At 54.7% G+C, this 23775-nt stretch carries 29 protein-coding genes and 1 pseudogene; 10 read left to right on the top strand and 20 right to left on the bottom strand.

Annotated elements, in window-relative coordinates:
• Positions 1 to 130: 130 nt before the first annotated feature.
• The 5 genes and pseudogenes from TEU_RS09930 to TEU_RS09915 all read right to left on the bottom strand — a co-directional run bounded on the left by TEU_RS09930 (position 131) and on the right by TEU_RS09915 (position 3134).
• On the bottom strand, positions 131 to 664 hold the full coding sequence (locus TEU_RS09930) for a DUF2250 domain-containing protein (RefSeq protein WP_050003633.1): 534 nt from the start codon (positions 662 to 664) through the stop codon (positions 131 to 133).
• A 102-nt stretch (positions 665 to 766) separates the two neighbouring features.
• A pseudogene (locus TEU_RS09925) lies at positions 767 to 2025 on the bottom strand (RNA-guided endonuclease InsQ/TnpB family protein).
• 35 nt (positions 2026 to 2060) lie between these two features.
• Positions 2061 to 2495, bottom strand: a complete 435-nt coding sequence (tnpA, locus tag TEU_RS09920) for an IS200/IS605 family transposase (RefSeq protein WP_050003632.1) — start codon at positions 2493 to 2495, stop codon at positions 2061 to 2063.
• Positions 2496 to 2588: 93 nt separating this feature from the next.
• Entirely contained in the window at positions 2589 to 2723 is a 135-nt protein-coding gene (locus tag TEU_RS12010; protein ID WP_265100826.1) for a hypothetical protein, read from the bottom strand.
• Positions 2724 to 2726: 3 nt separating this feature from the next.
• Positions 2727 to 3134, bottom strand: a complete 408-nt coding sequence (locus TEU_RS09915; protein ID WP_050003631.1) for a NifB/NifX family molybdenum-iron cluster-binding protein — start codon at positions 3132 to 3134, stop codon at positions 2727 to 2729.
• 73 nt (positions 3135 to 3207) lie between these two features.
• Between TEU_RS09915 and TEU_RS09910 the strand changes: the two genes are divergently transcribed.
• The 4 genes from TEU_RS09910 to TEU_RS09895 all read left to right on the top strand — a co-directional run bounded on the left by TEU_RS09910 (position 3208) and on the right by TEU_RS09895 (position 5872).
• Positions 3208 to 4077 carry a P-loop NTPase gene (locus TEU_RS09910; RefSeq protein WP_050003630.1) on the top strand — a complete coding sequence of 290 codons (870 nt, stop codon included), beginning with the start codon at positions 3208 to 3210 and terminating at the stop codon, positions 4075 to 4077.
• Positions 4077 to 4967, top strand: a complete 891-nt coding sequence (locus TEU_RS09905; protein WP_050003629.1) for a nucleotide-binding protein — start codon at positions 4077 to 4079, stop codon at positions 4965 to 4967. The genes TEU_RS09910 and TEU_RS09905 overlap by 1 nt, the downstream gene beginning before the upstream one ends.
• Positions 4968 to 5029: 62 nt before the next feature.
• A complete protein-coding gene (gene pfdA, locus TEU_RS09900) occupies positions 5030 to 5452 on the top strand; it encodes a prefoldin subunit alpha (protein ID WP_050003628.1) in 423 nt (140 codons plus the stop codon).
• 84 nt (positions 5453 to 5536) lie between these two features.
• Positions 5537 to 5872: a PRC-barrel domain-containing protein gene (locus tag TEU_RS09895; RefSeq protein ID WP_050003627.1), complete on the top strand. Its 336-nt coding sequence runs from the start codon at positions 5537 to 5539 to the stop codon at positions 5870 to 5872.
• Here TEU_RS09895 and TEU_RS09890 read toward each other — a convergent pair.
• The 3 genes from TEU_RS09890 to acs are packed head-to-tail and all read right to left on the bottom strand — an operon-like array spanning position 5869 to position 8663.
• Positions 5869 to 6576 carry a metallophosphoesterase family protein gene (locus TEU_RS09890; protein ID WP_050003626.1) on the bottom strand — a complete coding sequence of 236 codons (708 nt, stop codon included), beginning with the start codon at positions 6574 to 6576 and terminating at the stop codon, positions 5869 to 5871. The two genes, TEU_RS09895 and TEU_RS09890, sit on opposite strands and share 4 nt — an antisense overlap.
• A gap of 32 nt (positions 6577 to 6608) precedes the next feature.
• Complete coding sequence (locus TEU_RS09885; protein ID WP_050003625.1) at positions 6609 to 7211, bottom strand: hypothetical protein; 603 nt, start codon at positions 7209 to 7211, stop codon at positions 6609 to 6611.
• Between the two features lie 60 nt (positions 7212 to 7271).
• On the bottom strand, positions 7272 to 8663 hold the full coding sequence (acs, locus tag TEU_RS09880) for an acetate--CoA ligase alpha subunit (protein WP_050003624.1): 1392 nt from the start codon (positions 8661 to 8663) through the stop codon (positions 7272 to 7274).
• A 437-nt stretch (positions 8664 to 9100) separates the two neighbouring features.
• Here acs and TEU_RS09875 point away from each other — a divergent pair, with 437 nt between their 5' ends.
• Both TEU_RS09875 and fen read left to right on the top strand, forming a co-directional pair.
• Entirely contained in the window at positions 9101 to 9562 is a 462-nt protein-coding gene (locus TEU_RS09875) for a phosphate-starvation-inducible PsiE family protein (RefSeq protein ID WP_227738714.1), read from the top strand.
• A 93-nt stretch (positions 9563 to 9655) separates the two neighbouring features.
• Positions 9656 to 10675, top strand: coding sequence for a flap endonuclease-1 (fen, locus tag TEU_RS09870; protein WP_050003622.1), 1020 nt, complete (start codon positions 9656 to 9658; stop codon positions 10673 to 10675).
• Here the strand turns inward: fen and TEU_RS09865 are convergent.
• The 5 genes from TEU_RS09865 to TEU_RS09845 form a co-directional block, all read right to left on the bottom strand.
• Positions 10672 to 11571 carry a transcription initiation factor IIB gene (locus tag TEU_RS09865; protein WP_050003621.1) on the bottom strand — a complete coding sequence of 300 codons (900 nt, stop codon included), beginning with the start codon at positions 11569 to 11571 and terminating at the stop codon, positions 10672 to 10674. The genes fen and TEU_RS09865 overlap by 4 nt on opposite strands.
• A gap of 22 nt (positions 11572 to 11593) precedes the next feature.
• Positions 11594 to 11887, bottom strand: a complete 294-nt coding sequence (locus tag TEU_RS09860; RefSeq protein ID WP_050003620.1) for a hypothetical protein — start codon at positions 11885 to 11887, stop codon at positions 11594 to 11596.
• A gap of 14 nt (positions 11888 to 11901) precedes the next feature.
• The gene (locus TEU_RS09855) at positions 11902 to 12240 is read right to left on the bottom strand and encodes a DNA-binding protein (RefSeq protein ID WP_050003619.1); all 339 of its coding nucleotides are present in this window, start codon (positions 12238 to 12240) and stop codon (positions 11902 to 11904) included.
• A gap of 75 nt (positions 12241 to 12315) precedes the next feature.
• Complete coding sequence (locus tag TEU_RS09850; RefSeq protein WP_050003618.1) at positions 12316 to 12768, bottom strand: 30S ribosomal protein S19e; 453 nt, start codon at positions 12766 to 12768, stop codon at positions 12316 to 12318.
• 3 nt (positions 12769 to 12771) lie between these two features.
• Positions 12772 to 13182 carry a YhbY family RNA-binding protein gene (locus TEU_RS09845; RefSeq protein ID WP_050003617.1) on the bottom strand — a complete coding sequence of 137 codons (411 nt, stop codon included), beginning with the start codon at positions 13180 to 13182 and terminating at the stop codon, positions 12772 to 12774.
• A 111-nt stretch (positions 13183 to 13293) separates the two neighbouring features.
• Here TEU_RS09845 and TEU_RS09840 point away from each other — a divergent pair, with 111 nt between their 5' ends.
• Positions 13294 to 13908: a DUF7411 family protein gene (locus TEU_RS09840; protein ID WP_050003616.1), complete on the top strand. Its 615-nt coding sequence runs from the start codon at positions 13294 to 13296 to the stop codon at positions 13906 to 13908.
• Here TEU_RS09840 and rpl18a read toward each other — a convergent pair.
• From rpl18a to TEU_RS09805, 7 genes are all read right to left on the bottom strand, one after another.
• The gene (rpl18a, locus tag TEU_RS09835; RefSeq protein ID WP_050003615.1) at positions 13892 to 14125 is read right to left on the bottom strand and encodes a 50S ribosomal protein L18Ae; all 234 of its coding nucleotides are present in this window, start codon (positions 14123 to 14125) and stop codon (positions 13892 to 13894) included. The genes TEU_RS09840 and rpl18a overlap by 17 nt on opposite strands.
• Before the next feature lie 45 nt (positions 14126 to 14170).
• Positions 14171 to 14857: a translation initiation factor IF-6 gene (locus TEU_RS09830; protein ID WP_050003614.1), complete on the bottom strand. Its 687-nt coding sequence runs from the start codon at positions 14855 to 14857 to the stop codon at positions 14171 to 14173.
• Positions 14858 to 14884: 27 nt separating this feature from the next.
• Positions 14885 to 15154, bottom strand: a complete 270-nt coding sequence (locus TEU_RS09825; RefSeq protein ID WP_050003613.1) for a 50S ribosomal protein L31e — start codon at positions 15152 to 15154, stop codon at positions 14885 to 14887.
• Between the two features lie 10 nt (positions 15155 to 15164).
• The gene (locus TEU_RS09820) at positions 15165 to 15320 is read right to left on the bottom strand and encodes a 50S ribosomal protein L39e (RefSeq protein WP_042690350.1); all 156 of its coding nucleotides are present in this window, start codon (positions 15318 to 15320) and stop codon (positions 15165 to 15167) included.
• A 90-nt stretch (positions 15321 to 15410) separates the two neighbouring features.
• A complete protein-coding gene (locus TEU_RS11935; protein WP_050003612.1) occupies positions 15411 to 16814 on the bottom strand; it encodes a CGP-CTERM sorting domain-containing protein in 1404 nt (467 codons plus the stop codon).
• Positions 16815 to 16900: 86 nt separating this feature from the next.
• Positions 16901 to 18193, bottom strand: a complete 1293-nt coding sequence (locus TEU_RS09810; protein ID WP_050003611.1) for a dicarboxylate/amino acid:cation symporter — start codon at positions 18191 to 18193, stop codon at positions 16901 to 16903.
• Positions 18194 to 18293: 100 nt separating this feature from the next.
• Positions 18294 to 19013: a biotin--[acetyl-CoA-carboxylase] ligase gene (locus TEU_RS09805; protein ID WP_320407200.1), complete on the bottom strand. Its 720-nt coding sequence runs from the start codon at positions 19011 to 19013 to the stop codon at positions 18294 to 18296.
• A 95-nt stretch (positions 19014 to 19108) separates the two neighbouring features.
• On the opposite strand from TEU_RS09805, the gene fba reads away from it, so the two are divergent.
• From fba to TEU_RS09790, 3 genes are all read left to right on the top strand, one after another.
• On the top strand, positions 19109 to 19954 hold the full coding sequence (gene fba, locus TEU_RS09800; RefSeq protein WP_050003610.1) for a class I fructose-bisphosphate aldolase: 846 nt from the start codon (positions 19109 to 19111) through the stop codon (positions 19952 to 19954).
• Positions 19955 to 20088: 134 nt separating this feature from the next.
• Positions 20089 to 21876 (top strand): sodium-extruding oxaloacetate decarboxylase subunit alpha, encoded by a 1788-nt coding sequence (gene oadA / locus TEU_RS09795; RefSeq protein WP_050003609.1) that lies wholly within the window; start codon positions 20089 to 20091, stop codon positions 21874 to 21876.
• A 149-nt stretch (positions 21877 to 22025) separates the two neighbouring features.
• The gene (locus TEU_RS09790; protein ID WP_050003608.1) at positions 22026 to 23765 is read left to right on the top strand and encodes a carbon starvation CstA family protein; all 1740 of its coding nucleotides are present in this window, start codon (positions 22026 to 22028) and stop codon (positions 23763 to 23765) included.
• Positions 23766 to 23775 lie beyond the last annotated feature (10 nt).

Raw genomic sequence — 23775 nt, 5'->3', positions numbered from 1 at the left:
CTCTTAATAGGTTGCCCATATATCTGAATTCATAGCTCCTCTCCCTGCTCAGACAATGGGACAAATGCCTACATTCGGGAAAATATCCTGAGAGATTCGTGGAATTGAAGGCGGAGAGCATCATCAAACTCTAACCACGAAGAAACTCCCACAATCGCCTGAAGAACTCCGTTTTTCTCCCTTTCTCAGTTACGAAGCGGAGGATCTTCAGCCCTTCGAGGGTCTCACCGTCAATACTCACCCTTCTACCCGCTTCGTTTAGGTCTTTGCTTTCGGCGAGCGCTTGGATGGCCTTCCACCCGTTTGGGAAGAGGCCGTCGAAATATCGCTTAAGCCACCTCTCATCAATCGAACGGACGAAGAGCTCACCTTCGCGGGAGAGGCGGTAGTAGGTGTGGTGCTTGTGGACCTCAAAGGCCTTTTTGAAGCGCGCCCTGCTCCTCTTTATCGCGCTCCCCGAATCGCGCTCAATCAGTCTGAGCTCAAGAAGGTCGTTTATAGCGTCTTCTATAAGCTCAAGGGGCAAACCGCCCATCTTAGCCATCATCTTGGCGTAGTCCACCCCGGCTTTCTTCAGGTGGGTCAGAACGTAGAGATGAACGGGCAGGAGTTCAAAGCCCCGGTAGGAACCTGGGCGTCCTTTTTGCGTATTCTCCCCACTCATCGCCGAACATCTCCTCAAGGGCTTTCTCTTCCTCACCTATAAATTTCATTACGGCAATCCACTGACCTCCTCCCCGCCCTGAAGGGCGAGGGTTCCAACGAATTAACCCCTCGCCAACGGCAGGGAGGTTTGAGGGGCCTCCCCAAAGCCCACTTTAAATGGGCTTTTCAGCCCCTCTGGCCGGGCCTTCGGCCAGTTACTCCTCCCTTGGGCGTACAAACCGCCCAAGTTCGGGGTTATGGTCCTCACAACCTTCCTCAAAATGTTAAACGCTCCAACTAAGTCTGCATTAAAAACAAGCCCCGTTGCGGGACACTTAAACAAACCCCTGACAAAGCGAGCCCCCTCGTGGGGCCTCCCGCAAACAGGGCAAACCTTAGACGTGAAAGCTTCATTCACGACCAAAACCCGAACACCATACTCTTCCGCAACTTCAATCAAGCGTTTAATAACGTAATTAAACCTCCAAACGTGAGAGAGGAGGAAGTTCTGCCTTTTACCCTTGTCAGAATTCCGAGCCATGCCCTTTGGATAACCAACGACGATTCTATTAACTCCAACTCGTAGAGCTTCCTAACCGTTCCTCTTACGGCAGTGTTGATGTAGTGTTTAGCCTGAAGCTTAGCCTTTTCGTGCATTCTCCTGAGTTTCCTACTCGTCTTGGCTCCCGATTTATTGAGTTTTGACTGGTAGTCAGCAATCTTCTTCCTCCAGTAGAAGTCAATGCTTTTAGGCGGTCTTCCATTGACCAGAAAGCTTTCTCCATTCTCGACATAGACGGCCATGAGATTGTTCACTCCCAAGTCTATGCCCGCCGAGAGGCTTCCCTTTGGAGTTCTTGGAACTCTTACCCATTTTTCGTCTTCGAGTTTTTCCTCGACTGTAAAGCTCACGTGAGCATACCATTTTCTCCTAACGGGGTCGTAAGTGATTTCTAACCGCCCCTGCTTGCCCTTCAGGTGAATTCTTCCCTTAAACTGGACTTCGAGGCGTTTAAACTTGCCAAGACCCTTGAGGATTAGTTTGTTCCCTTCAATCTTGTACTGGTCGTTTCTCAGGACGATTAAGGGTTTTCTCTGCCAGCCTTCTTTGAGATAGTTTGGTGGTTTGGGCTTAAGCCAAGAGGGAAGTTCACCATTCCGCTTTTTTCGGAGGAGGGAGAAGAAACTCCGCCAAGCTTCGGCGTTTTTCCTCGCTATTTGCTGGACGGTTGCTGAACCGATTTCCCGTTTAAACTCCCCATAAACGGTTTTCTCGGTTCTGTTAAAGTCCACGATTTGGTCTTTGAAGTATTGTTGTCGCCTCAAGTAGTTTACTCGGTTCCAGGCTTTGGCTCCTGAATCGGCTAACTGGTGGAGGATTTTCGCTTGTTCTTTTGAGGGGTGGAGTTTTATTGTTACTGTCCTTTTCGTTTTAACTCACGCTCCCATTGGGTTTCAACATAGTGCTTAACAATCTCGTTGGTTACATAACCAACGGAGGCTACAAAGTAGGAGCGTGACCATAAGCGACCGTTGGTCGTTTTTGCCCTCAATTCGGGGAATTCTTGGAGGAGTTTTCTGGCGGTTTTACCTTTTAAGTGGTTAATTATTTTGGCTGGTGAAAGGTTTGGCTTTGCCCTGAGAAAAACGTGCACGTGGTCGGACATTACTTCGATGGCGATAACCTCACAATTAATTTCCTCGGCATACTCCTTGAGCATTTGTTTGAGCCTCTCGGCAACTTTTCCGACGAGAATGTCTCTCCTGTATTTTGGAATCCATACAAAGTGATAGGCTAAGTAGTGTTTTGCGTGTCTCGTTCTTGAAAGTATTGGTATTTCTGGCTTCATTGTGAACCCCTTAATGTATGGTATGCATTATGGCTTAAATACTTTTTGCTTTCTTGTTTGATTGCTCGTTGGGTCGTTTATTGCATCCCAGCCCTAAAGGGCGAGGCTTGCAAAAGAAAAATGCAACCTTGGATTCCAAACACCATAGAGGGAGTTCAGGTAGAACGCGAGGAGGGCATAAGGAAAGGCGAAAAGGAAGACCTTGGGCACTATCCCAAGGAACCTCATAACTCACTCCTCTATCGGCGGCTTCTCGGCCTTCTTAGCCTGCACCTGCTCCCACAGGTCGTCGAAGTTTTCAATGACCCTCTGGAGGGCGAGCTTTAAGTCCCTCGTCCTCGTGAAGAAGGCCACCTTGTTGGTCTTGTCCCTTATGCGCAGGAAGTTCGGCCCCATTCTGAATGCCGCCAAAACATCAACGTCGAGGAGCTGGCTCACAACGGCCTTGAACTTCCTAGGGTCACCATGACCTTCGTCGTGCTCCTCAAAGTCCCTGGCTTTGTTAGGTCTCTTTTCGAGGAGCTTTACACTCCCGTCCTCGCAGACTTCGTAGATTGCGAAGAACTCTGAATCACCGTAGTGCGCGTCTATCAGCCTCTCATCGTCTTCCATTCCGAACGCGACCTTAAGGCACCTCATGAGCATCACCGTTGTGAGCGTATGCACAAAGCTTAAAAGCTTTTAGGTTAGCCTAATTCTCGGAGGTGAGAGCTTGCAGATAGCCGTGAGCGGTGGGAAAGGAGGAACTGGAAAGTCAACGGTCGCAATTAACCTCGCGGTCGAGCTTGCGAGGCGCTTCAAGCTGGTTTTAGCTGATCTGGACGTGGAAGCACCAAACGACCACCTGCTTTTGGGTGTTGAGCTGGCCAGCGAGGAACCAGTCAACCAGTTCATGCCAAAGTTTGACTACTCCAAGTGCACCAAGTGCAGGAAGTGCGCCGAGGTCTGCGAGGAGCACGCGATAGTCACGCTGAGGGACGGGACACCGTTCCTAATGCCCAACCTCTGCTCTGGTTGCAGGGCCTGTGAGATAGTCTGTCCCGTTCCAGGGGCCATTCAGGAGGCCTTCCGTGTTGTCGGCCACACCTACGTAACCGAGACGCCCTACGGTTTCACCCTCGTCACCGGAAAGCTCAGGGAGGGTGAGGAGCGCTCGATGCCCCTCGTTGTCGAGGCCAAGAGGCGCGCGAGGAACCTGGACTACGACCTCTTGATGGTTGATACAGCTGCCGGAACCGGTAATACGGTCTCAAAGGCAATAGAAGGCTCAAAACTCCTTATCGCTGTTACCGAGCCGACCCCGCTTGGAATTCACGACACTGAGCTTATCCTCCAGCTCGGAAGACTGATGAACCTCAAGACGTGGGTCGTTGTCAACAGGGCAGACCTCGGAGACGTCGAGAAAGTCAGAGAGAGGGCCGAGAAGTACGGCGCAGAGATAGTTGCCGAAATCCCGTACAGCGAGAACATAGTGAAAAGCTACGTCTCTGGAAGGCCAGTGGTGCTGGAAGACGTCCCGGAGTCGAAAATCTTCCGCGAGCTGGCTGAGAAGGTTGCCGACTTCCTCGGGGGTGGTGAGTGATGCAGGTTGCGATTGCGAGCGGTAAGGGTGGCGTTGGAAAGAGCACGATTACTGCCTCGCTCCTCTACTTCCTGAAGGACAGGTATAAGCTCATAGCTGTTGATGCCGATGCAGAGGCACCGAACCTCGGTCTCCTCCTTGGTGTTGAGGAGTGGGAGGAAGAGCGCGAGCACATAGGTGCGAAGATTGCGAGGATAAACCCGGAGAGCTGCGTCCGCTGTGGCATCTGCTACGAGCGCTGTCCCTATGAGTGCATTTACATCGACGAGGACGGCAACTACGTCGTCAACGAGCTCACCTGCGAGGGTTGCAACGTCTGCGGCCTTGTCTGTCCCGTCCCAGGAACCATAACCCTGGAGGAGGCCCGTTCGGGAGTCATCAGGAAGGGAACCACGAAGTACGGCTTTCCGATTATTTCGGCCCAGCTCGACGTCGGCAGACCGGAGAGCGGGAAGCTCGTAACCGAAGAGAAGGAGTGGGCGAAGAAGCTGATGGACGAGCTTGGCCTTGAGCACATGATTGTTGATTCAGCGGCTGGAATCGGCTGTCAGGTAATAGCGAGCATAGGTGGGGCCGACCTGACGATACTGATTGCCGAGCCGACACCCGCTTCCCTCAGCGACGTCCAGCGCGCCTACAAGGTCGTCCAGCACTTCAGACAGCCGGCTTACCTCATTATCAACAAATCCGACCTGAACCCAGGCTTTACCGCGCTCAGGGAGTGGGCCGAAAGCGAGGGGATTCCAATACTGGGAGAGATACCCTACGACAGGGCGATTCCAAAGAGCATGTCAATGCTCAGGCCCGTGGTGGAGGCCTTCCCCGACAGCCCGGCGAGTAAGGCACTCAAGGAGATTGCCCAGAGAATTGCCGAGGAGATTCTCCGCTGATTCTTCCTCCTTTTTAGCCCAAACCTTAAAAGCTCATTTCCATAGTTTCTCCGGTGATAGCGATGGTCGAGAAGGAGATGGAAAAGCTTGCTTATGAGTATCAGCTCCTGCAGGCACAGGCACAGCTCCTTGCCCAGAACCTTGAGCTCCTTACCCTGGGAATGAACGAGTTCAAGGCCGTCAGGGAGACCCTTGAAGGGCTTAAAAAGACTGAGGGAGAAGCTGAGATTCTCGTTCCAATTGGCGCAGGTTCGTTCCTAAGGGGCAAAATAACAGACAAGGAAAACGCAATCGTCAGCGTTGGGGCGGGCTACGCTGTCGAGAAGAACCTCGACAGCGCCATCGAGTACCTGGACGAGCGCATCAAGGAGTACGAAGAGGCAATAGCAAGGACTCAGGATGCCCTGAAGAAAATTGAGGCACAGCTCGGAGAACTCGCGAGGAAGGCCCAGGAGCTCCAGGCCAAGCAGGGCACGAAGGTTTGACTCCCTCTTTTTATAGATTCCTTTGGAAAAGGTTTTATACGTTGGTCCCAAATGCCTACACGATTAACCCCAGAGGTGGCGAAGATGGTCAAGATAATGGCATCCAAGCTTAGGGATGTTGAGCTTATAACTGACACTGGAATAAGGCTCGGCTGGGTCTACGACTTCAGCTTCGATGAGGAGACCGGAGAAATCCTTGTTATCGTTGCCGAGCCGGACGAAGACCTTGACACTAGCGAGTTCGTGACCGACCACGAGGGACTTCTCCTGATTCCCGTCAGTGCCGTGAAGAGCATTGGAGAGGTCATAATAATTGACGCCAGCAAGCTCGCCGCCCGCTCCAAGCTCAAGCGCCTCCCGAAGCCCGCCCAGTCAAGGGCAAGGAGCGTCCTTAGCGGCGGCCTGAAGAAGAAAGACTAAAGGCCTTCATATAGCCTATCCGCCAGAAACCTCGGCAGTCCCGCGTCTATTATCTTTCTGGCCGCTTCTTCCACGTCATATTCAACCCTGTGAAATTCAACGTTGCCGGGCGGCTCTCTTTCCGTATCTATTATGGCATAGCTCGCCCTCCAGTCCCCGTCCCTCGGCTGGCCGATCGAGCCTGGGTTTATTATCCTTCTTCCTTCGACGACCTTCAGCATTGGCACGTGGGTGTGGCCGACCAGAAGGTCGTCCTGGCGGACGTAGCTCAGAACGGCCTTGAACTCCTCATCAGGGAGCCACGGGAAGAGGTATTCCTCCAGAGGAGCCCTTGGGGAGCCGTGAATGAGCAGGTAGCTCCGTCCGGTGTCGTCTGTGAAGAGCTGCCTCACAGGAAGTTGCCTTAGGAACTCAAGGTTTTCTACGGTCATGACCCTCTGGTGCCAGCGAACGGCCTGCCTCGCGTAGGGGTTGAAGCCCCACTCAGCACCGAAGGCTATCGCGTTGTCGTGGTTTCCGCGGACGCAGAGAAAAGTCCGCTTTTTCATCTGCTTCCTCACGAATTCCACGACTTCATTCGGAGAAGCGCCGTAGCCCACGAGGTCGCCCATACAGAGAACGGCATCAGCGTGCTTTATCTCATCCCAGACAGCTCCAAGCGCCTCAAGGTTAGAGTGAATGTCGGAGATGAGCGCTACGATCAATGCCACCACCGAAGGAAAATGGGAGAAGGGACTTAAAACTTCATCCCGTAGGCAAAGAGGGCGATGCCCGCGAGCATCAGGCCAAGCCCAAGGGGAAGCTGGTACTCTGGGGAACCGCTGGCCCGGCAGGCCTTTACAATCTCTTCGTAGTGTTCAGTGCAGTATTTGAACTCCTTGTAGGTTGCAGGGTCGTCGTAAACGGCCATTTCCCTTATCCTCGTCCCGTTCTCTACGAGTATTCCCCGGATGTTCCTCCTGTAGAGGGCGTCCCCCACTTGGAGGGTGCCGTTAATGTAGGTCGCCTCAATCTCTCTGAACTCCCTCCTCGGAAAAATCGTGAGCTTCCCGCTGACGTTGAACCCGGCCCTGCCGGAAACTTTCAGGTAGAACTCCTGCAGGGGGACGAAGTAATCGCTCAGAAAGACGAAATAGCCCCCGCTGGCATTGTAGGTGACGTTTGGAGGTGTGGCATCTGGAGGCCACACGAAAACATCCCCTGAGTTCGCCTTCAGCTCAAGGGCGGGAAACGTGAAAGGACAGGCAATTCCAGAGCAGTTCGGCCGGTCGTAAGTCGCGGCAAGGACGAAACCTATTGTGAAAAGAACGATTCCAAAAAGTTTCAGCCAGCGCTTCATTACAACCCTCTTTGAATTACGCTACGGAGGTATAAAAAGATTTTGGGAAAGAAGCGAAATTCACTTCTGCTTGGCCTTCCACCTGCTCCAGCGGTAGAGGGCGGCGAGAGCCTTTATAGCCCTCTCCGGCTCCGGGTAGGCCGGGATTCCTTCCTCGTTGAGCCTGTCGATGGCTTCCTTGGCCTCGATTCCACCAACGATGGCAACGACGAGCGGCTTCTTCCTTCCGCTGGCGTTGTACTCGCGGATGACTATGTCGGCAAGGTCACGCGGGTCAAGAACCGCGGTCTGGCAGTAGAGGACGGCTATGCTGTGCATCTCCGGGTGGGCAAGGGCGTCCCTGATGGCACCCTCATAGCCCTCGGCGCCGGCCATGCCGGTGAGGTCAACCGGGTTCTTGTAGCTTCCGAAGGGTGGCATGTGGTTGGCGAATATCTTGAGCTCTTCGAGGTTGTCGTAGAGGTGGAGTCCCTCTTCCTCGGCCGCGTCGGTGGCCATAACACCAATTCCACCACCGTTGGTGATGATGACGACGTTCTCTCCCTCGGGCTCAGGTAGGTTGCTGAGGGTTCTCGCGTAGTCGAAGGCCTCACCGATGGTGTAGGCCCTTATTATGCCGGCCTGCTTGAAGGCGGCATCGTAGACCTTGTCGCTTCCGGCGAGGGAACCGGTGTGGGAAGCGGCGGCTTTAGCACCGCGCTCGCTCCTTCCGGCCTTGATGACGACTATTGGCTTGACCTTGCTGACCTCCCTGGCGGTCTCCATGAACTTTCTTCCGTCCTTGACACCCTCCATGTAGATGAGGATGGCCTTGGTGTTCTCGTCCTCCTTGAAGAACTCGAGGAGGTCGGCGTCGTCTATGTCGCTCTTGTTTCCAACGCTGACGACCGCTGAAAGACCGACCTTCTCTAGGATGGTCCAGCCCATGAGGGCAATTCCAAGGGCTCCGCTCTGGCTGATGAGGGCGAGCGGGCCGGGCATGACGTCGGTCGGGCCGAAGGTGGCGTTGAGCTTCTCCGGGGTGTAGACGACACCGAAGATGTTCGGGCCGAGAATCCTCATGCCGTACTTGTGGGCGGTCTCAACGAGCTGCTGCTCGATCTTCTTGCCCTCCTCGCCGAGCTCACCAAAGCCGGAGCTGATGATCGGGAGAACCTTAACGCCCTTCTTCCCGCACTCCTCGACGACCTGCGGGACGAACTTGGCCGGGACAACGATAACTGCCATGTCAACCTCGTCGGGAACGTCAAGAATGCTCTTGTAGACGGGGAAATTTCTTCCGCTTATCTCAATCTCGCCGCCCTTGACGTTGACGGCGTAAATCTTGCCCTCGTAGCCGTACTCCACGAGGTTCTTCATAATAGCGTATCCTATCTTGCCGGGCTTTCCGGAAGCGCCGATAACGGCGACGCTCTTGGGCCTGAAAAGTGCTTCAATCTTCGGGTCTGCCATCTTTATCACCTCTGATGACATTCACGCTTTTACGTCTCTGACCTCCTCCCCGCCCGTGGGCGGTTCGGTTTACGGGCAATCATTCCCTACTCCCGTCACCGGTTTCGGGTTCGCCCGAAGGCCCGGTCTTGGGCCCGTTACCCCTACCGGCAAAGCCGGATTGGGGTTATCACAGGGGAATCGCCACGGGAGTCCTAACTACTCACTTAGTTCTGAGTGGACACCTTTCCAGTGGGCGAAGTTTTCAAAAGAAAAGACATAAAAGCCAGTTAAAACCTTTCTCTTCTCTTTTTGCCGATGTTGGGCTCGACGGACGTTTAAAGACCGAAAGTTCCCAACCGATGTTTCAAAATTCTCGGTGAAGATTTCTTAGGCTTTCAAAGAACCCTTAGGATTGTCGAAAAGTTTTTAGCGATTTAAGTGACTCCTCTTGGGGTATGACTATGGTCAAGAGGCACCGTGACCCCGGCGTCATCGAGAGCCTCCTGCTCAAGTGGCTCAGCGTGCTTTTTGACATAGTTGTGATAGGCTTGGCGACGGTAACTATGGGCTACGTGGTTTATCTCATGGCCAACCTTATTACAGAAAGCATGCACGCCTTTGACGTCGAGGAAGTTCTTCACCAGATAGTCCTTATCATAATCTTCCTTGAAATATTTGAACTGCTCACCATGTACGTCACTGAACACCACGTCAGCATGCGGAACGTCGTCGAGCTCGGTGTCCTGGCAATGGTGAGGAAGATTATAATCACCCTCGACTACAACAAGCTCGGCTGGCAGACGCTCTTCGGTATTGCGGCGCTGATATTTGTTATGGGCTGGATCTACGTGCAGGAGAGGCAGAGGAGGACGAAGCACGAGGAGTTCCTCATCGAGAAGGGTTTCTACCGCCGATGAGGAGCCTTCCCCTCTCTGATGCGTGATGAGCAACCCGGTAGGCCGAGGCAAACCCTAAATACTTCCTTTCCCACTTTTCTTGGGTGAATCACAATGGGAGTCCAAATCGGCGAGCTGATTCCCAGGAAGGAGATTGAGCTCGAAAACCTCTATGGGAAGAAAGTTGCTATAGACGCGTTCAACGCAATGTACCAGTTCCTCTCAACAATAAGACAGCGCGACGGAACACCGCTCATGGACTCAAAGGGGAGGATTACCTCTCACCTCAGCGGGTTCTTTTATCGGACGATCAATCTGATGGAGGTAGGAATAAAGCCAGCCTACGTCTTTGACGGTGAGCCCCCCGCATTTAAGAAAAAAGAGCTTGAGAAGAGGCGCGAGGCGAGAGAAAAGGCCGAGGAAAAGTGGCACGAGGCCCTTGAGAGGGGCGACATAGAGGAGGCCAAGAAGTACGCGATGAGGGCGACGAAACTGAACGAGACCCTGATCGAAGACGCCAAAAAGCTCCTCCAGCTTATGGGAATACCCGTCGTCCAGGCCCCAAGCGAGGGTGAGGCCCAGGCCGCTTACATGGCACAGGAGGGCAAGGTATACGCCTCCGCGAGCCAGGACTACGACTCGCTCCTCTTCGGGGCGCCAAGGCTCGTGAGGAACCTCACGATAACGGGAAGGAGGAAGCTTCCCGGAAAGAACGTCTACGTTGAAGTGAAGCCAGAGCTCGTGGTTCTTGAAGAGGTACTCAAGGAGCTTGGAATTGACAGGGGAAAGCTCATTGAGCTGGCAATCCTCGTCGGCACGGACTACAACCCTGGCGGAATCAAGGGTATCGGGCCAAAGAAAGCCTTAACGATAGTGAAACGCTCAAAAGACCCGCTCAAGAAGTACCAGAAGGAGAGCGACGTTGACCTGTATGCGATAAAGGAGTTCTTCCTTGACCCGCCTGTTACTGATGATTACGAACTTAAGTGGCGCGAGCCGGACGAGGAGGGAATCCTGAAGTTCCTCTGCGACGAGCATGACTTCAGCGAGGAGCGCGTTAAAAACGGCCTTGAGAGGCTGAAGAAGGCAGTAAAAGCAGGAAAACAGAGGACGCTTGAGAGCTGGTTCCGCTAAAGCGGTATCTTGAGGTTCAGCTTGTCAACGAGCTCTTTATAGCGGTTCCTGACGGTGACCTCGGTGACACGGGCGACCTCTGCAACTTCCCTCTGTGTCCTTTTCTCCCCTTCGAGGAGCCCTGCGATGTAGAGCGCCGCGGCGACGAGACCAGCTGGGCTCTTTCCGCTCGTGAGGCCCCTTTCGTATGCCTCTTCGAGTATCTGGATGGCCCTCCTCCTTACCTTCTCGCTCAGACCGAGCTCGTCGGCGAACTTGTTCACGTAGTCGGTGGGCTTGACGAAGAGCTTCTTTGGAGTGAGGTTGAGGTGCCTTGCTATGAAGCGGAAGCTCCTTCCGATTTCCTTTTTGTCGACGCGGGAGATGTCAGCTATCTCGTCAAGGGTTCTCGGAACTTTCAACAGCCTGCACGCGGCGTACACACAGGCCGCTATGACTGCCTCAATGGAACGGCCCCTAATCAGGCCCTTTCTGACTGCCTCCCTATAGAGCCTCGCGGCCTCCTCCTCAACGTGCCTTGGAAGCTTGAGCTGGCTCGCTATCCTGTCAAGCTCGCTCAGTGCAAACGCGAGGTTACGCTCGGCGGCGTCACTGACCCTCAGGCGGCTCTGCCACTTCCTGAGGCGGTACATCTTCTCCCTCATCAACCCGGTGAGGGAGCGGTCCACACCTATGTCGGTGGAGAGACCCTTGTCGTGGAGGAGTATGCTTTCGGGAGCTCCAACACGCGCCCTCTTCTCTCTCTGGCTTGGGTCAAAGGCCCTCCACTCGGGCCCCTCATCTACCACGTTCTCTTCGATGACGTAACCGCAAACCTTACAGACTATTTCACCCCTGCTGGGGTCATAAATGAACTCGGTAGAACCACAGACGGGACAGACTCTTTTCCCGCTCACTTAAACACCCCCGGCCGGCCGGCTATTTGCCAAGCCCCTTATAAACCTTAACTTTCGGGAAGATGAACTTCAGCAGCCAGAGCAGGTCTTCCTTCTGGAACGTTATCCTCTCCAAAACCCTGACGTCCCAATCATCTTCCACCATGTTGGCGTATATCCACAGGAAGACCGGGTTCTCCTCGCTACCCACGTGGCGGTTTTTGTACAGGACGTCCGCCGTTCCGTCCTCGTTCACGCGGACGGACACAACCTTCCAGGTGTCGAGACTGACCTCCCCCTTTTCGTCCAGTATCTTCACTATCTCCCGCGCATCCATTGATGCACCGTCCGCTACCACTTAATCCTGAAGTCCCTTCTCGTCCTCGCGTCAATCTGGGCAAGGATTTTCTTCAGCTTGGCGTCATCAAGGGGCTCCGTTATCTGGCCCGCCTGGTAGAGCTGGGCAAGTACGAGCTCCACCTGCCTCGCGAGTTCGGGCCTGACGAGCTTGACGCGCCCGAGCCTTTCCCTCGCCTCGGGGGTCAAGACTTTCCTCATTATTGCATCGAGCTGGGCCTCAAGCTCCATTTCCCTCTGGAGGGCTTCCTCCTGGGCCTTCTGCTGTTCAAGGTACTTCTTCTGGAGCTCCATGAGCTTACGCTTCCTAATCTCTTCTATGTCCTCCGCCATTCTCTCACCTCCGGTTGAGGCTCAGAAGTCGAAGTTAAAAATGTATTGGGTAGGGTGTGAGAAAAGGGACGGAGCTCAGTACTTCTTGAGCTCCGGAATCTGCTCCTCGAGCTCCTTCTTGAGCTCGGTGGCAATCTTGTCGAGGAAGCTCTGGCCCTTGGGGGTTATGACCCTCCCCTCGCCCGGAACCTTCTGGACGAAGCCAGCCGCCTCAAGCTGCTGGAGGGCCTTCCTTATGATGCTTCCGCCGGCCTTGTAGAAGTGCTCCGGGGCGTGGCCGCGGTTCTTTCTACCGCCGTACCAGGTCCTGAGCCTCTCAATTCCGACGGGCCCGTCAATGTAGACCTTCCTGAGTATGCTGGCAACCCTGTAGTACCACCAGTCGTCCTGCTCCGGGAGCCTCTCCTTGTGCCTGCCGGTCTTGACGAACGGGGCCCACTCCGGGGGCTTTATCTCCTCTATCTCCTTCAGCGCCTGAGCGACCCTCTCAACGAGCAGGTCACCGGGAACGTCATAGACAGTCGCCATTTTTCAATCCCTCCCCTTTCTAAACTTCTTCCTGAAGTTAGCGATGTCGAGCCTGACTTTACGGGCGGGTTCCTCCCGCCTCTCAGCCGACGCCTTTCTTTCAAGGCGCCTTAAATACCTTTCCCAGCCTTCCCTCGGTTTGAACAATATAAACCTTTTGCCCCTGACGTCTATCAGCTCGCTGTCCGTCAGCTCCGCGACTTTCTCTGCTAGGGTTTTCCTGTCCAGTCCAGTCGAGATGAGCGCGCCCTTCCTTATCTCAACCTTCAGCACGCCGTCCTTCTCAAGCTGGGTGTTTATTTCCTCGATTACACTCTCAGCCAGGCCCTTCTTCCCAATCCACGCTCGCGGCTCGATATCGTAGTATCTCGCACGCAGAGCCCTCCTCACCTTACCTGGTAAGCGTTTCTCCATCTCTCTCACCTCTCTTAACATCTCGCCCGAAAGGGCCTTAAAAAGGTTGGCCTTTTAAAGATATTTCCCCAGCAGGATAAAGAGCTTAACTGACGAAAGCTGGTGATGGCTATGAGGGTGCACCACCTGTACTCAGGAGGAAAGGACTCCAGCCTGGCCGCTTGGATACTAAGCCAGATGGGCTACGAAGTCGAGCTGGTGACCGTTACCTTTGGCCTGCTCGACAACTGGAAGTACGCGCAGGAGACCGCCGAGAGGCTCGGTTTTAGGCACAGGGTTCTCAGTCTCCCGTTAGAAGTCCTTGAGAAAGCTGCCGAGATGGCGGTAAACGACGGCCACCCCAACAACGCGATACAGTTCATCCACGAGAGGGCCCTCGAAGCCCTAGCTTCCCTCCCGGAAGTGGAGAGAGTGAGCGACGGGACGCGGAGGGACGACAGGGTTCCGCTCCTCGACCTCCCGAAGGCCCGCTCGCTGGAGGACAGGTTCAATGTAGCTTACATCAGGCCTCTGCTCGGCCTTGGTTACAAGACGATACGCGAGCTTACCGAAAGGCTTTTCGTTGTGGATATCCGAGAGAGCGAGGAGCTGCAAAAAGCGGACTACGAGGTGGAACTGAGGCACCTGCTCCGCGAGAAGGGGATTGACCCGCTGGAGATATTCCCAAAGAGACACTACCAGTCAAGGGTTTTGGGATGGAAAAGAGAAATCAGAGCTCAAGGCTGAGCCTTCTGACGACAGGGTCTTCGGCCTCTTCGGGCTTTATCTCCTCGATGCTCTCAATCCATATCTTGCTCCTCGGGACGCGGTGCTTGCTGCCTATGTCGGAGTAAACGAGCTCTTCGACGTGCTCGGGCTTGAGAGCGCGGTACTCCTTGGTGAACGGCTGTTTGAGCTTACCCCTCTCAAAGACTCCCTTAACGCAGTAGACCTTGACCTCCATTTTCATCCCTCCTTCAGCGGGCCTTTGAAGGTGAACTTTTAAGCTTTATCCGAGGAAGCCGAGCGCCTCCTCAATCTTCACAATCTCAGGACCGGTCGTGAGGTGTCCGACGACGACGCCGTGCGAGTTGGCTATCATACACGAGCCGACGAAGGGGACGCCCATGTTGGCGGTTCCGACGTAGACGTCAACCTTGAAGAGGTCGCTCAGCCACTCAAGCTCCTCGTCGGTCGCCTCGGGATGCACGAGACCACCTTTGTTCGTGACAACGCCGACGCTTCCAACGGATATGTAGTCGGCTATAACTCCCCTCTCGACTGGAACGCCGAGTATGTCCTCGATTTTCTTGGCTTCTTCCCTCGTGAACTCCTTGCTGACGAGGGCGCCCCTGTCGTTTGCCAGGATCAGGTTCCCAAGGGCGGTAAGCCTGCTCTGGAAGGGGACGACCTCCATGTCAATCCCGTATTCTCTGAGCTGGGCGTTCATGAAGTCGAGCTCGGCGTCCCAGATGTACCACGGGACTATGAGAGCGTTTGAGTTCCCTGCAACAAACACACCGACTATGCGGGACTTCATTATGCTCGTCTCGATGAGCGGAACCTTCAAAACCTCTCTGAGGACTTCAAGCTTCTTCTCGCCAAGGCCCTCCCTGATGACGGCTACCCTGTCGGTAGCGAAGCCGTAAACACCAAGATACGGGGAGTTCTCAAAATCGAGCCTCTCGATGTGCATCTCGTCACCTCTAAAAAGTGGTTAAAATCAGGCGAGGGAGACCTTGGCAATCCTCTTGCCTTCTTCCTCTTCGACGACGACCTTGACGCGGAGCTTGCTGGGTGGCTTTTCTATTCCACGCTCCCAGAGCTTCTCGTTGACGTCGGTGCCGATGACTACCTCGTCGGCCTTGGCGTGCCTGGCTATCCACTCGCGGACGAACCTGGCGGCCCTCGGGGCCCTCTTCCAGCGCGGAACGCGCTTCTTTATCTTCTTGATCGGGACTACGAACACGACTTCCTCACCGGGCTTGATCATTTAGACCACCTCACTCCTTGAGCTTGGTTCTCCTCCAGTGCCTCCTCTTCGGGTGAGTGAGAACCTTCCTGTTCGTCTTGACGATAACCCAAACAGGAACGCGCCTGTTCTGCTTGTTAGCCTTTGCAAGCCTGAGCTTCTTGGCGAGTGGCTTGTTCCTTGACATGGTCACACCTCCCCTCGCAATGCCTGTTGATGCTTTGAGAATCCGTTTTTAAGCTTTTTCGTGAGGTTCGTAAGGGGAAAGAAAAGAGGGTCAGCGCCTCCGCCTCAGGAGAAGCGGGAGCACTGCAAGGCCCACCACGAAGGCGGGCCCGCAGACACCGCTGGCCTCTTCAGCCTTGACGACATAGCCAAACTCGACTTTTTCGGGAACCTGCGCCATGAGGGCCCGGTAGTCATCTGCCGGAACGCCGTAGCGGAGGTATACATTGCTCTCTATCAGGACTTCGTTCTCGCTGAGCTTGGTGACCTTCATTACAACGCTTCCTGCGTCCGTCTTGGCCTCTATGTTGCCTGGGAGCTTTGTGAACTCGTAGCCCTCAGGGAGCTTAATCCTTGTGACTTTGGTCTCGTTAAGGGCCGCGTTGAGCCTGTGAGAGAAGCTTATGTTCCCGAATTCGAGCCTCGGGTCGTACTCATAGATGTATGTGTCATTGACCTTGCTGACGAACCCCTGAAGGTTCCAGCGGTATCTCACGACGAGGGGACCGGTGGACTCGACGTTCTGTATCGAGACGTTGCCAGACAGGACGTTTACGCCCCTGCTCTGGAACGTCCGAGCGTAGCTCTGGTAGAGGCTCTGCTCCGCCTGCTGGAGTCCGAGATACGCAAACTGGGCTTTAAGGTAGTTAACGTATGATTCGGGCTCGACGTACTCTTCAACGCTTTCGAGAATCGTTCTGTCCTCATCAACGGTTATGTTGTTGTATATCCGCATCACCCAGGTGGAGTATTCCTCAACTCCCGCCTTTCCACCGTATTTAATGGTAACCGGGCCGAGCTTTGAGTACAGCACGGTCAGGTCGTCCGTTGTAACACCGTCTTTGAAATATATGACCGAGTGCGCGGTGATTGTAGTCCCATCTACCTCAACATCAAGCTGTATGTAGCTTCCGCCGGACTCAACCTTGAAGCCCTTGGTGACGTTTTTGACCTCGGCCCCTTCTGGAAGGTGGACTGTAAAGTAGTTTTCAAGGTGCATTGAGCCGTTGATTGTAGTCGGGTCAAACTGTGAAAGGTCAAGCACGCGGAGAACGTCCAGAGAAACCTCCCAGGCGTCGTCGTAGGAGTAGTAGCGCGCGAGGCCGGGGATTACGCCGCTTATCGCGACCGTGATGGGGCCGGTTGTATCGTGTCCCGAAATTTCCACTGTAGCGTTTTCAAGGGTAAGCCCAAGCCGTGAAAGGGCCTGCTGTTTCTGGGAGAGGAACATTCTCGTCGCGTTTTCAACTCCCACCTCAAGTATGCTCTCCTTAGTTCCGTTCAGTGCTTCTTCGGGGCCGTACAATGTGGTCTTCAGCGACACGTTGGCGCTTCCGTCCCAAGAGACCCAGTACTCATTTTCCTGCACCTCTTTGTATTCGCTGGACGCCGAAACTCCTCCGGCAACAATTCCAGCGAGGAGAATAGCAACAACCAAAAATCCAAACTTCCTCATGTATCTTTACCTCCAGCTGTCCTGCCTCATAGAAACGGGAGAGGGTATATTAAGTTTGCCCAAGAAAAGCGGAGAAAAGAAAGCGGTCAGTCACGCCACTTGCTCTCGTCGAGCTCTCCCTCGGTCTTAGCCACGATCGTCGTCCCGGCCAGGTCTCCGGTGACGTTGACCATCGTCCTGCCCATGTCAAGGAGGGCGTCAATTCCGAGTATCATGGCGTATGCAAGGGCCACTGGACTGCCCGCGCTGAGGTCGAGGCCGACGCTCTGGAGAACCATCGCAAGCATTATCGCTCCAGCTCCCGGGACGCCGGCGGTCCCAATCGAAGCGAGGACTGCAGTAAGGACGACTATCAGTTGCTGGCTAAGTGTGAGGGGCTGGCCGATGGCATTGGCGACGAAGAGCACTGTTACACCCTGGTAGAGCGCCGTTCCGTCCATGTTTATCGTCGCGCCGAGCGGAAGGGTGAAGGAATAGATACCTTTGTCAATGCCCATCTCTTCATCTGCCACGCGCATCGTGACTGGAAGTGTGCCGCTTGAGCTCCTCGTGACGAAGGCAGTCAGCATGGCGTCTTTGGCTTTCCTAAGGAACCTGACCGGGTCAATTCCAAAGACCTTGAGCAGGATAAAGTAGGTTATGCCTATCTGAAGGATTAAGCCAAGGTAAACTGCCGCGACGACCTTGACGAGCGGGCCAACGACTTTGACTCCCTGAGAGGCCATAACGTAGGCTATGAGGGCAAAGACACCTATCGGGGCGTACTGCATGACACCACCAACTATGAGGTACATTGCCTCGGCCAGACCGTCAAAGGCTCTCAGGAGGGTCTCCGCTGACTTCCTAACGCGCTCCTCCTCCCTGTTCATGAGGTAGGTTATCGCTATTCCAAGGACTATGGCGAAGAATATCACCTGGAGCACTGCCCCGTTGGTCAGCGACGCGAAGGGGTTTGTCGGCACTATATTGAGGAGCGTGTCCACCAGGGAAGGCGGCTGGGCCTCAATTGCCTTGCCGGTGCCTGAGCCGAGGTCAATGTTCGCGCCGACGTTGAAGATTCTGCCAACGATGAGACCAAAGAAAACCGCCATCGCAGAGGTGACAAGATAATAGACGACTATCTTGAGGCCAACGCGGCCGAGACGGGCGGGGCTTATGCTGGCCGCACCGACGACAAGAGATGCCAGGATAATCGGCATGACAAGCATCTTCAACAGGCGCACAAAGAGGTCACCGAAGGGCTTTATATACGTCTTCACTGCCTCTGCATAGCCGTAGTGCCCCGCTATAAGTCCAAAGACGGCACCCAAAATCAAACCATAGAGTATTTTCCACAGTATTGGATACTCTAAATACCTTTTCAGCAGTCCCTTCCCCACTGTCTCACCCCCATTTAGCTGACTAATTGCCAGCAAGATTATTTACTCGATGGGTGGCATATTAATCTTATCCCAAGAAGCTTGACAAAATGACAAAAACTTAGAAAAGCCTTAACGAGACATCTCCATACGTGATTCTCCTTAACTGCCCACCAATGTCCATAAGCAACGAGCCGTCGTCCAGTACGTCCAGTGCTATACCTGAGATTCTTTCCTCCCCTTCTATCACTGTAACGGGCTTCCCCAGTATGAACGTCCTCTCGCGGACTTTTGCCATCAGCAGGTCGGGCCTCTCAAGGAAGACCCGGTACCAGCCGTCCAGGTGCAGGAGAAGCCTCTTCAGGACTTTTTCAAGGGGAAGCTTCGAGCCTATGAGCTCCATCATCGAAGTTGCATTGTCCTTCAGCTCCTCCGGAATGGGGTTGTTCACGTTGAGGCCTATCCCCAGTATGCTGTATTCTCCAGCTTTTCCCTCTGCCAGTATGCCGGATACCTTCCTTCCGCCGACCCACACGTCGTTGGGCCACTTTATTCCCGCAGAAATCCCGAAGTCCGCGAGCGTGTCCACCACCGCCAGCGCCCCGACGAAGGCCAGCCTCGGGTCAACCCGCGGGGGCTTTAAAATCACGCTCATCCAGATGCCTCCCTCGGGAGAAGCCCACGAACGCCCCTTCCTGCCCCTTCCGGCAGTCTGCCGCTTGGCAATGACCACAGTTCCCTCTGGAGCCTCATGGGCAATAGTCTTGGCGTATTCGTTTGTTGAACCTACCTCGTCGAGCTGTATAACCTTGACCCCTACAATCCGCTTCATTTTCTCCATCCAACCACCGTTCACAGCTCGACCTTGGGCTTAAACACCTTTTCGTCAAGGAAAACCTTAAATTCTCAAAAGATATATCACTCCCGGTGATTAGTATGGACGCGTACCAGAACGTGGGCATAAAGAGGAGGATGAGGCGCTTCTTCAGGAGGGACGGAAGGGCCCTCATATTCGCGATGGACCACGGCTTCGAGCACGGGCCTACCGACTTCGAGGAGCACTGGGAGCATGTTAACCCGAAGGTCATCATAAGGAAGGTCGTTAGGGCCGGAATCGACGGCGTTATGATGCTCCCGGGCCTCGCTAGGATAGCCGGTGACGAAGTAAAGCCCAACGTCGGCCTCATGGTAAAGCTTACCAGCAAGACCAACCTCCGCCCGAAGGGAGACCAGCTCCTCCAGAGCCAGCTGGGCTTCGTTGAAGATGCAGTGAAGCTCGGCGCCGATGCAATAGCTGCAACCGTCTACTGGGGCAGCCCGGCTGAGGACGTTATGATGCGCCAGTTCGCCGAGATAGCGAGCTACGCCCACGACCTTGGCTTCCCGGTCGTTCAGTTCGCCTACCCGCGCGGGCCGTACATCAACGAGCGCTATGGTAAAAAGGAGGACTACCGCGTCGTCATGTATGGAGCGAGGGCCGCGGCCGAGAGCGGCGCCGACATGATAAAGACCTACTGGACGGGCTCAAGGGAGACCTTTGCTAAGGTGGTCGATGCCGCCGCAGGAGTCCCAGTCCTGCTCAGCGGCGGTGCTAAGACCGACAACCCCGTTGACTTCCTCAAGCTCGTCTGGGAGGTCATAGAGGCCGGTGGTGCCGGGGCAGTCGTTGGGAGGAACATCTTCCAGCGTGAGAACCCCGAGCCGTTCATTAAGGCCCTTATCAGGGTTGTCCACCGCAACGAGGACCCGGAGGAGGCCGCCAAGGCCGAGGGGCTCATCTGAGCCCGTTTTGTCCGTTTTTACTACTTCCCTTCTTTCGACACTTGCCGTAACATGTCTCACCCCATGTCGGAACATTTTTAAAGTGGTTCTCTGGTTAGGTGGCATATACGGAGTGACTGGCAGAAATGCGGGTGATGGCAATGGTGGAGATAATAGACACCACGTTTAGGGATGCCCACCAGTCCCTCATAGCGACGCGCCTCAGGACGGAGGACATGCTTCCCATAGCCGAGAAGATGGATAAGATAGGATTTTACTCGATGGAGGTCTGGGGAGGGGCAACTTTCGATGTCTGCATCCGCTATCTGAAAGAAGACCCCTGGGAGAGGCTCAGACTCCTCAGAGAGCATATAAGGAAGACCAAGCTCCAGATGCTCCTCAGGGGGCAGAACGTCGTCGGCTACCGCCATTATCCTGACGATGTCGTCGAGAAGTTCGTCGAGCTGGCGCACAAGAACGGAATTGACATCTTCCGCATCTTCGATGCGCTCAACGACGTCAGGAACATGGAGGTGGCGATAAGGAAGGCCAAGGACGTCGGCGCAGAGGTGCAGGGAGTTATAGCTTACACCACCGGCAAAATCTTTACACTGGAGTACTATATGAAGAAGGTCGAAGAGCTCCTCCAGCTCGACGTTGACGTCATAACCATCAAGGACATGGCCGGCCTGCTGACGCCTAAAAAGGCCTACGAGCTGGTCAGGGAGATAAAAGAAACATACGGAGTGCCCGTGAACGTTCACACCCACTCAACCACGGGAATGGCTGTGGCAACCTATCTCAAGGCCGTTGAGGCTGGTGCAGACTACATAGATACAGCAATAAGCCCCCTCGCCTTTGGAACGGCCCAGCCGGGAATACAGACGATATGGCACGCCCTTCCGAAGGCCGTCGGAAGCCACCTAGACAGAGAGTTAATCCACGAGGTCTCCCGCTACCTGAAGAAACTGCTTGAGGAGAAGTACTGGGGTCTGCTCCACAAGGAGGCACTCATGGTCAACCCCTACGTCCTGAAGTACCAGGTTCCCGGCGGGATGTACTCCAACCTCATAGCCCAGCTCAAGGAGATGAACGCTCTCGACAAGCTCGATGAAGTGCTGAACGAAATTCCGCGCGTCAGAGAAGACCTCGGCTGGCCCCCTCTGGTGACGCCTACGAGCCAGATAGTAGGGACGCAGGCCGTCCTCAACGTCCTCTTCGGGAGGTACGAGAGGATAACCAACGAGGTCAAGAACTACATCAAGGGCTTCTACGGCAGGCCGCCGGCGGAGATAAACCCGGAGCTCAAGAAGCTCGTCCTCGGTGACGAGGAGCCGATAACGGTAAGGCCTGGAGAGCTGCTCGAACCCCGGCTGGGGAAGTGCAGGAAGGAGCTTGAGGAGCTCGGCTACCTCCAGAAGGAGGAGGACGTTCTCACCTACTGCCTCTTCCCGCAGGTTGCCCTTGAGTTCTTCAGGGTAAGGGCCGAGGGAATCAGAAAACCTGAAATCCCGAAGACCGCGCAGAAGTTCAGGGTGTACGTTGACGGCGTGGAGTTCGAGGTTGGGGTCGAGGGGGTTGACCTCAGCGCCCTCAGGTATCTGCCCCAGATAGCGGGCGCTGGGGCTACTGCTCCAGTTCCGTCCGCTCCAAGTGCTCCGGCTCCTGTTCCTGCGCCTGCTCCAACACCAGTTCCAAGCGCCCCTTCGCCGGCCCCTGCGCAGGCTTCGCCGAATACTGTTACGGCCCCAATGCCTGGTAAGGTTGTTAGAATCCTTGTAAGCGAGGGCCAGGAAGTCAAGACTGGTCAGGGACTCCTCGTGCTTGAGGCCATGAAAATGGAGAACGAGATTCCAGCACCAAAAGACGGCGTCGTAAAGAAAATCTACGTAAAAGAAGGCGACGCCGTAAACACCGGCGACCCACTGATAGAACTGGGCTGACGAAGAACCGTGTTAACTTTTTATTTATCTAAAATCTCTTTTTCCTCTGTTTTTTAGTGAAAAGCCGAAGTATTCTCAGGTTTTTGCCGAAAGGCATTTAAGTACATAATTTGTACATCATAGTGCAAAACTTTGATGGAGGCGCAGAAATGAACTCCGCTGTTATAATCCTACTGGCTGCGGCCATATATCTGGCCATGTACTTTACCTACGGTAAGGCCCTCCAGAACAAAGTTGTTAAAGCCGACCCTAACAGGCCGACCCCCGCACACAGGCTCTACGATGGCGTTGACTACGTCCCAGCACACCCACTTGTTCTGTACGGACACCACTTCGCTTCGATAGCCGGTGCTGGGCCTATAGTTGGTCCAGCGGTGGCAATGGCATGGGGATGGCTTCCGGGACTCATCTGGGTCTGGTTCGGAAACGTCTTCATCGGTGCGGTTCACGACTACCTGGCATTGATGTCATCTGTCCGCTACGATGGTAAGTCAGTCCAGTGGATTGCAGGAAAGCTTATGAGCAGGAGAACTGGAATCGCCTTTGAGGTCTACATCTGGTTCACTCTGTTGCTCGTCGTTGCGGCGTTCGTTGCGGTGACGGCGAAGCTTCTCACTACGACCCCAGAAGCCGCCACCGCGACGCTCCTGTTCTTAGTGGTTGCAGTGCTCCTCGGCTGGCTGCTCTACAAGGTCAAGATTGACTTCAAGCTGGGAACAATAATAGGCATATTCCTCCTCGCCCTAGCGGTCTGGATTGGCCTCAACCACCCGTTGGTCTTCGTGGAGGGCCAGACCACGGTGGATACTGCCCCCTACAAAACTGCATACCACTACTGGAACATAATCCTGCTCGTGTACATCATTGTAGCAGCTTCCTTGCCAGTCTGGGTGCTCCTCCAGCCAAGGGACTACCTCAACGCGTACATACTCTGGTTCGGGCTCATCTTTGGAGGAATCGCCTTCGTGCTTCTCGCCAAGGACTTCACTGCCCCAGCGTTCACTTCCTGGAGCGCCTATGTGGTCAAGGGCACAGAAGCAGTTCCATCGCCGTTCTGGCCGACTGTGCCGCTGATAATAGCGTGTGGTGCCCTCAGCGGTTTCCACTCCCTTGTGGGTTCAGGAACGTCTTCAAAGCAGCTTGACAAGGAGATACACGGTCTACTCGTAGGATACGGCGGCATGTTCACAGAGGGCTTCCTTTCAACAATAGTCATAACCGCCATAGCCGTCTACGGTGTCCAGCTCACCGGTCTTGACCCCGGACAGTGGGCAACAGAGTACATCAACAAGGGCGGTCTCGGAACCTTCATCGGGGGCTACGCTAAGGGTGTCAGCGAGTTCTACGGCGTCAGCGAGACCTTCGGAAAGACCTTCGCTACACTGTGGGTCTCGGCCTTCACACTGACCTCGCTTGACACCGCCACCAGGCTTGGAAGGTTCGCCTGGCAGGAGCTCTTTGGAATGGTTGCAGACACCAGCCAGGGCATATGGAAGACCATAACCAACAAGTGGGTGGCGTCAATAATCATAGCCGTTCTCGGAACTTACCTTGCATGGGGTGCCGGTTACAAGGTCATCTGGCCAGCGTTCGCAGGAATGAACCAGCTCCTTGCGAGCATAGCAATGATGACCGCCGCACTCTGGGCCGCCAAAGTCCAGAAGGCCGGAAAGTGGAGCTGGGCCGTACTAATACCCGCGCTGTTCCTCTGGATAACAGTGACCGCAGCTCTGGTATGGTACATAGTTACTGTGCCGCTCAGTGGAAGCACCCTCATAGCGGTCAAGGGCTCGCTCCTCGTCGGCCTGATCCTGAACTTCCTGCTGGCGTGGGACTTCTACCTCGCCTGGAAGAAGCCAGAGGAAGAGTATGCTGCAGCTGCGGCCTGATTCCTTCTTT

Origin of the sequence: Thermococcus eurythermalis, assembly GCF_000769655.1 — an archaeon.
GTDB classification, from domain to species: Archaea; Methanobacteriota_B; Thermococci; order Thermococcales; family Thermococcaceae; genus Thermococcus; species Thermococcus eurythermalis.
The sequence above is the reverse complement of the archived record's forward strand: the minus strand, read 5'-3'. Positions and strand labels throughout refer to the sequence as shown.